The following is a 7,373-nucleotide window of genomic DNA, read 5'->3' on the forward strand; positions in this document are numbered from 1 at the left end:
CTAAGGGGGAGTGTGGAATAATGAATAAAAAGAAAATTGTTAACTTATTAGAAACAATCGCTTTATATATGGAGTTAAAGGGTGAAAATCCGTTCAAAATATCGGCTTTTCGGAAGGCGGCGCTTGCATTAGAACAGGATGAACGTAGCTTTTCAGAAATAGAAGATTTCACAAAAATAAGCGGTATCGGAAAATCAACAGCTGTCATTATTCAGAATTTCATTGAAACAGGTGAATCAGAAGAACTCGACTTACTTAAAAAAGAAGTACCAGAAGGGCTTGTTCCGCTTTTGAAAGTGCCTGGATTAGGCGGGAAGAAATTGTCACGATTATATCAAGAACTGGACGTTGTAGACAAAGATTCACTACTTGCTAAAGCTGAGGATGGAAGCATTTCGGCACTCAAAGGTTTCGGGCAGAAGTCGGTGGATAAAATGGTGGAAGCGGTTCAGGAAATGGGAGACCGCCCAGATCGGTATCCGCTAAATGATGCACTGCCAGTTGCTAAAGAATTAGAGGATTATTTAGCTAGGATAGAGGAGATTGAACGCTTTTCGCATGCGGGGAGTTTCAGACGCTTGCGTGAAACGGTGAAGGATTTAGATTTTGTGATTGCGACAAATAACCCTAAAGCGGTTGCTGAACAATTGCTTGCGATTGAGATGATTGATCAAGTCATTGCGGCCGGAGACACGAAGGTTTCCGTTGAACTGGATGATGAGATTAAGATTTCCGTGGATTTTCGAATGGTTGCGCCGGGGGAATTTGCGAGTACGCTACATCATTTTACAGGTTCTAAAAACCATAATATTCGGATGCGTCAAATTGCCAAACAGCAATCTGAAAAGATTAATGAGTACGGTGTTGAGGATGAGGCGGGAAATGTGAAGCAGTTCGATTCTGAAGAAGACTTCTTTGCGCATTTTAATATTCCGTTTATACCTCCAGAAGTCAGACGTGATGGGACAGAAATTGACAGGATTTCAAAAGATACTGCATTTGTTCAGTTGGAAGATATTAAAGGCGACTTGCATATGCATACAACTTGGTCGGACGGCGCTTACTCGCTTTCAGAGATGATAGAGGCTTGTATTGCCAAGGGATATGAGTACATGGTTATCACAGATCATGGACAATTTTTGAAGGTGGCCAATGGGTTGACGGAGGAACGTATCAGAAAGCAACAGGAGGAAATCCGTGCATTGAACGACCAATACGCCGAAATTGAGATTTTTTCTGGTATTGAAATGGATATTTTACCAGACGGATCGCTTGATTTTGATGATAGTTTGTTACAAGATTTGGATTTTGTAATTGCATCGATTCATTCAAGCTTTTCACAATCGGAAGAAGAAATTATGAAACGATTACGGACTGCTTGTGAAAATCCGTATGTGCATTTAATCGCGCATCCAACAGGGCGTGTGATTGGCCGACGTGATGGGTATAATGTAAATGTTGAAGCATTGATTAAATTGGCGGCAGAAACTGGGACAGCTTTAGAGCTCAACGCAAATCCGCAACGATTGGATTTAACTGCAAAATATTTGGAGCTTGCTAAAGAACACCATGTGCCAATCGCTATCAATACGGATGCACATGATACTAGACATTTAGATTTTATGGAAATTGGTGTTCGAGCTGCGACAAAAGGATGGCTTGCAAAGGGAGATGTGCTGAATACAAGAAGCAAGACAGATTTCCTAGCATTTATTAAAAATAAACGTTCCGCAAAATAAGAACGTTACATGGGGTTATAAATTATGAGTAAAAAAGTAGAAACAATTTTAGAATTCGATAAAATAAAGCAACAACTGCTCGAATTTGCTTCTTCTGCACTGGGGGAGGAGGCGATTAGGGCGTTACAACCGACATCTACAATCGACAAAGTGAATTTAGCACAGCAAGAAACTGAGGAAGGCGCAAAAGTGATTCGACTACGTGGATCGGCACCGATATCAGGAATTTATGATGTATCGGCTCATATGAAACGGCTAGAGATTGGTGGAGATTTAAGCGGTATAGAGCTCTACCAAACGGGAAGCAATTTGCGCGTAAGTCGTTTGATGAAGCATTTTATTGATGATTTAATCGAACAAGGTGTAGAATTGCCATTACTTGATGATTTGGCAAGTAAGCTTTTATCAATGCAAGATACAGAGGAGACGATTGTGCTTACTGTGGATGAGGCTGGCGAAATTTTAGATACTGCGAGCGAAGCTTTACGCAATATTCGTCAGACGCTTCGGCGCACTGAAGGTCGTGTTCGTGAGCGCTTAGAACAATATTTGCGTGATAAAAATGCTTCCAAAATGCTTAGTGATACGGTTATTACGATTCGTAATGATCGTTATGTTTTGCCAGTGCGTCATGAATACAAAGGCCATTACGGCGGTATTGTACATGATCAGTCCGCTTCAGGCCAAACATTGTTTATTGAACCACAAAGTGTTGTGGACATGAATAATGAACGTCGTACATTGCAAGCGAAAGAAAAACAAGAAATTGAGCGGATTTTGGCGGAAGTTTCAGCGACATTGGCTGAATTCATACCAGAAATCAGACAAAATACGTATGTACTCGGCAGATTTGATTTTATTTTTGCGAAAGCGAGATTCGGGAAATCAATGAAAGCTGTGACACCACGTATTAATCAAGACGGTATTGTTCGCTTGTTCCGTGCGCGTCATCCATTACTTGATCCGGCGACTGTCGTTAGTAATGATATTCTGCTTGGTGGGGATTACCAGACGATGCTTATTACTGGTCCAAATACCGGAGGGAAAACAATTACCTTGAAAACACTTGGTTTGCTCACTTTGATGGCTCAGGCTGGTTTGCAAGTACCTGCAGAAGAGGAGTCAGAAATTGCGGTATTCTCGCAAGTTTTTGCTGACATTGGGGATGAGCAGTCGATTGAGCAGAGCCTGAGTACATTTTCTTCGCATATGACGAACATTGTCTCTATTTTAGATAAGATGGATGCAGATTCTTTGATTCTTTTTGATGAGTTGGGGGCCGGTACTGATCCGCAAGAAGGTGCGGCACTTGCCATTGCTATTCTGGATGCAGTTGCGGCTAAAAATGCGAGCGTCGTTGCGACGACCCATTATCCTGAACTAAAAGCGTACGGTTATAATCGTCCTTTTGCGACGAATGCCTCTGTCGAATTCGATGTCGAGTCACTAAGCCCAACCTATAAATTATTAATCGGCGTTCCTGGTCGAAGCAATGCCTTTGCGATTTCGCGTCGTTTAGGTCTAAATGAAAGCGTAATTGATGCTGCCAGAGGACTTGTCGATACAGAAAGCGCAGATTTAAACGATATGATTTCTAGCTTGGAAGAAAAACGAAAAGCGGCAGAACTAGAGTACGAAGAAGCGTATCAGTTGAGTCGTGATGGTGACAAACTGTTAAAAGAGCTCCAAAAAGGAAATTATCGCGTACCATAATCAGAAAGATAAACTCATTGAAAAAGCTAATGAAAAAGCAGCAGAAGTCATTGAAAAAGCAGAAACTGAAGCAGAAGTTATCATCCAAGAACTGCGTCAAATGCAATTACAAGGCGCAGCAGGCCTCAAAGAACATGAACTCATAGAAATGAAAAGCCGCCTAAACCAAGTGAAACCAAAAACTATCCAGAAAAAAGTGATTCACGATGTTCCAAAAGTGGTGCATAAGTTTGCTAAAGGAGACCAAGTACGCATTTTGTCACTAAATCAAAAAGGTGTGTTACTTGACCGCGTAAACAGCAAAGAATGGAATGCGCAAATCGGTATTATTAAAACGAAAGTTAAAGAAGCCGATCTTGAGTATCTCCAACCAGAACAACCGAAGAAACTACGTCATGTGACAACGGTGAAAAGCGATAATTCTATTACCAAAACAGAGCTTGACTTACGCGGTGTTCGCTATGAAGATGCCCTGCAACAAGTGGACAAATATATCGATGAAGCACTACTTGCCGGATATCACCAAGTCAGCATTATTCACGGAAAAGGAACCGGCGCGTTACGTCAAGGCGTTACGGAATTCCTGAAAAACCATCGCATGGTTAAATCGATTCGCTTTGGTGCCGCGGCAGAAGGCGGAAACGGTATAACTATCGCGGAATTGAAATGATTTTTGAGCAGATTATTGGCTCCACATGCGGGCGCAGTGCTATACTAGCGTTACAATATGTGCGAGGAGGTAAGAAAAATGGCTATTGAAGAAATTACAGATGCTACGTTTGAGCAAGAAACAAACGAAGGTCTTGTGCTTACAGATTTCTGGGCGACTTGGTGTGGTCCTTGCCGCATGGTTGCTCCAGTTTTAGAAGAAATTGCCGCAGAACAAGGTGATAAATTAAAAATCGTTAAAATGGATGTTGATGCAAATCAAGAAACACCAGGTAAATTCGGTGTGATGAGTATCCCAACATTGCTTATTAAGAAAGATGGCGAAGTTGTTGATACAGTGATTGGCTATCGTCCGAAAGAAGAATTGGATGAAGTTTTAGCGAAATATTTATAAGTTAGTTGACGGCTAGAAAAAGATTTGGAAGCGGGATTAAATCTACGTTTTCACACTTCTTTTTCTAGCTTTTTTGTTGATTTATGCTACACTTATAAAGGAAGTAAAGCCTGTATTTGGAGTGATAAATAATGACGACCGAACACATTCGCAATAAATTAGCCCTATTACCCGATCAACCCGGCTGTTACTTAATGAAAGACCAGCAGGGCACAATTATTTACGTCGGAAAGGCCAAAATATTGAAAAACCGCGTGCGCTCTTATTTCACAGGTTCGCACGATGGTAAAACCCAACGACTCGTACAAGAAATTCGCGATTTTGAATACATCGTAACATCTTCCAACGTGGAGGCGCTGTTACTCGAAATAAATCTAATCAAAAAACACGATCCGCGCTACAACATCATGCTTAAAGACGACAAGACCTATCCGTTCATCAAAATTACCAATGAACGCCATCCTCGTCTTATCATTACTCGCCAAGTCAAGCGCGACAAAGGAAAGTACTTCGGCCCATACCCAAACGTGTATGCCGCCAATGAAACGAAGAAAATCCTCGACCGTCTTTACCCACTGCGTAAATGCACCACACTGCCAAACAAAGTCTGCCTATACTACCATCTTGGTCAGTGCCTAGCCCCGTGTGTGTTTAAAGTTGAAGCCGACACATATAAAAAAATGACGGACGAAATTGTCCAATTCCTAAACGGCGGCTATAAAGAAGTGAAACAAGATTTGCAAACAAAAATGCAAGTCGCTGCTGAAGATATGCAATTTGAGAAAGCCGCCGAATTTCGCGATCAAATCACAGCAATCGAAACAACAATGGAAAAACAAAAAATGACGATGACTGATTTTGTTGACCGTGACGTCTTTGGCTATGCTATCGACAAAGGCTGGATGTGCGTCCAGGTCTTTTTCATTCGCCAAGGCAAGCTCATTGAACGCGATGTGTCCCAATTCCCATTTTACAGCGAAGCCGAGGAAGATTTCCTAACCTTTATTGGACAATTTTATCAAAAAACGAATCATATTCCGCCAAAAGAGATTTTTCTGCCGGATGATGTGGACGAAGAGGCGATTCAAGCATTACTTCCCGATACGAAAATTCTCGTGCCAAAGCGAGGCAATAAGAAAGACCTCGTGAAACTAGCCTACAAGAACGCCAAAATTGCATTAAACGAGAAATTCCTGCTACTCGAACGGAATGAAGAGCGGACAGTAGGAGCAACAGAGAAACTGGGCGAAGCAATGGGTATTCCGACGCCAAACCGCATCGAGGCCTTCGATAACTCGAACATTCACGGAACTGACCCAGTATCGGCAATGATTACTTTCCTCGACGGCCGTCCAAGCAAAAACGACTACCGAAAATACAAAATCAAAACCGTTGTTGGTCCTGATGATTACGCAACAATGCGCGAAGTTGTGCGTCGTAGATATTGGCGTGTCCTAAAAGAAGGCTTGCCACTTCCAGATTTAATTTTGATTGACGGAGGGAAAGGGCAAATCGATAGCGCGAAAGATGTTTTAGTAAACGAACTTGGCTTAGACATTCCAGTCGCAGGACTCGCTAAAGACAACAAACATAAAACAAGCCAGTTATTATTCGGCGATCCACTCGCAGTCGTACCATTGCACCGCAACAGTCAAGAATTCTACCTATTACAGCGAATCCAAGATGAAGTCCATCGCTTTGCCATCACATTCCACCGTCAATTGCGCAGTAAAACCGGATTCCAATCGCTACTTGACGGGATTCCAGGCGTTGGCCCAGGCCGAAAGAAAGCCATTTTAAAACATTTTGGATCCATGAAAAAAATAAAAACGGCAACCGTCGCTGAAATCCAAGAAGCAGGCGTGCCAATGGCTGTCGCAGAAGCAGTACACGAGAAGTTCGCAAAACTAAACGAAGAGAAACCGAAATAGGAGGGTTATTTTTGGGAAGAGTAGTATTAAAATTCGGCGGAACCTCAGTAGGCACCATCGAAAAAAATTAAAAAAAACCGCAGATCAAGCAATCCGCGAATTTTAAAAAAAAAAGGGAACCAAGTCGTTGTCGTCGTGTCCGCGATGGGCAAATCAACCGACCGCCTCGTTGACATGGCATTAGAAATCAGCGACAATCCAAGCAAGCGCGAAATGGACATGCTCCTATCTACCGGAGAGCAAGTGACCATTTCCTTACTCAGCATGGCGATTCACGAACAGAACTACGAAGCCGTTTCTTATACAGGTTGGCAAGCAGGCATCACCACCGAGCCAATCGCAAGCAACGCCCGAATTCTCGACATTGATACCGAAGCCATCCAAGACGCACTTTCCCAAGGCAAAATTGTCATTGTCGCAGGATTCCAAGGTATCAGCGCCGACCGTGAAATCACAACACTAGGACGAGGTGGCTCCGACACAACTGCCGTCGCACTTGCTGCAGCACTAGAAGCCGACAAATGTAGCATCTGCACTGATGTCGTAGGCGTTTTCACAACTGATCCACGCTACATCAAGAATGCCCGTAAACTAAACCAAGTCACCTACGACGAAATGCTCGAACTAGCCAATCTTGGCGCCGGCGTCCTGCATCCAAGAGCCGTTGAGTACGCAAAGAACTATCGCATCCCACTCGAAGTTCGCGCCAGCCACGAAGACGAAGCAGGAACCATGATTGAGGAGGAAATGACCATGGAAAACACGAAAGTCGTGCGAGGAATCGCATTCGAAGATAAAATCACCCGCATAACCATTCACTGGGACAAAAAAAGAAAACATGCGCGTCTCCAAAGTATTCACAACATTAGCCGAACACAACACGTCGACATTATCATCCAAGGCATCACAGGACTAGGCCACGGCAAT

4 protein-coding genes and 1 pseudogene are annotated in these 7,373 nt (G+C 43.0%); all 5 read left to right on the forward strand.

Going from position 1 to position 7,373, the window contains the following annotated elements:
• Window positions 1–20 precede the first annotated feature (20 nt).
• A complete protein-coding gene (gene polX / locus PRIP_RS11925) occupies window positions 21–1,739 on the forward strand; it encodes a DNA polymerase/3'-5' exonuclease PolX (protein ID WP_036101356.1) in 1,719 nt (572 codons plus the stop codon).
• 24 nt (window positions 1,740–1,763) lie between these two features.
• A pseudogene (locus tag PRIP_RS11930) lies at window positions 1,764–4,122 on the forward strand (endonuclease MutS2).
• Between the two features lie 78 nt (window positions 4,123–4,200).
• Window positions 4,201–4,515, forward strand: coding sequence for a thioredoxin (trxA, locus tag PRIP_RS11935; RefSeq protein WP_036085579.1), 315 nt, complete (start codon window positions 4,201–4,203; stop codon window positions 4,513–4,515).
• Window positions 4,516–4,646: 131 nt separating this feature from the next.
• Complete coding sequence (uvrC, locus tag PRIP_RS11940) at window positions 4,647–6,446, forward strand: excinuclease ABC subunit UvrC (protein WP_036101357.1); 1,800 nt, start codon at window positions 4,647–4,649, stop codon at window positions 6,444–6,446.
• A 144-nt stretch (window positions 6,447–6,590) separates the two neighbouring features.
• Window positions 6,591–7,373, forward strand: a 783-nt coding sequence (locus PRIP_RS11945) for an aspartate kinase (RefSeq protein WP_420912124.1), incomplete at its 3' end; no start/stop codon positions are given.

Origin of the sequence: Paenilisteria riparia FSL S10-1204, from assembly GCF_000525995.1 — a bacterium.
Lineage (GTDB): Bacteria > Bacillota > Bacilli > Lactobacillales > Listeriaceae > Listeria_A > Listeria_A riparia.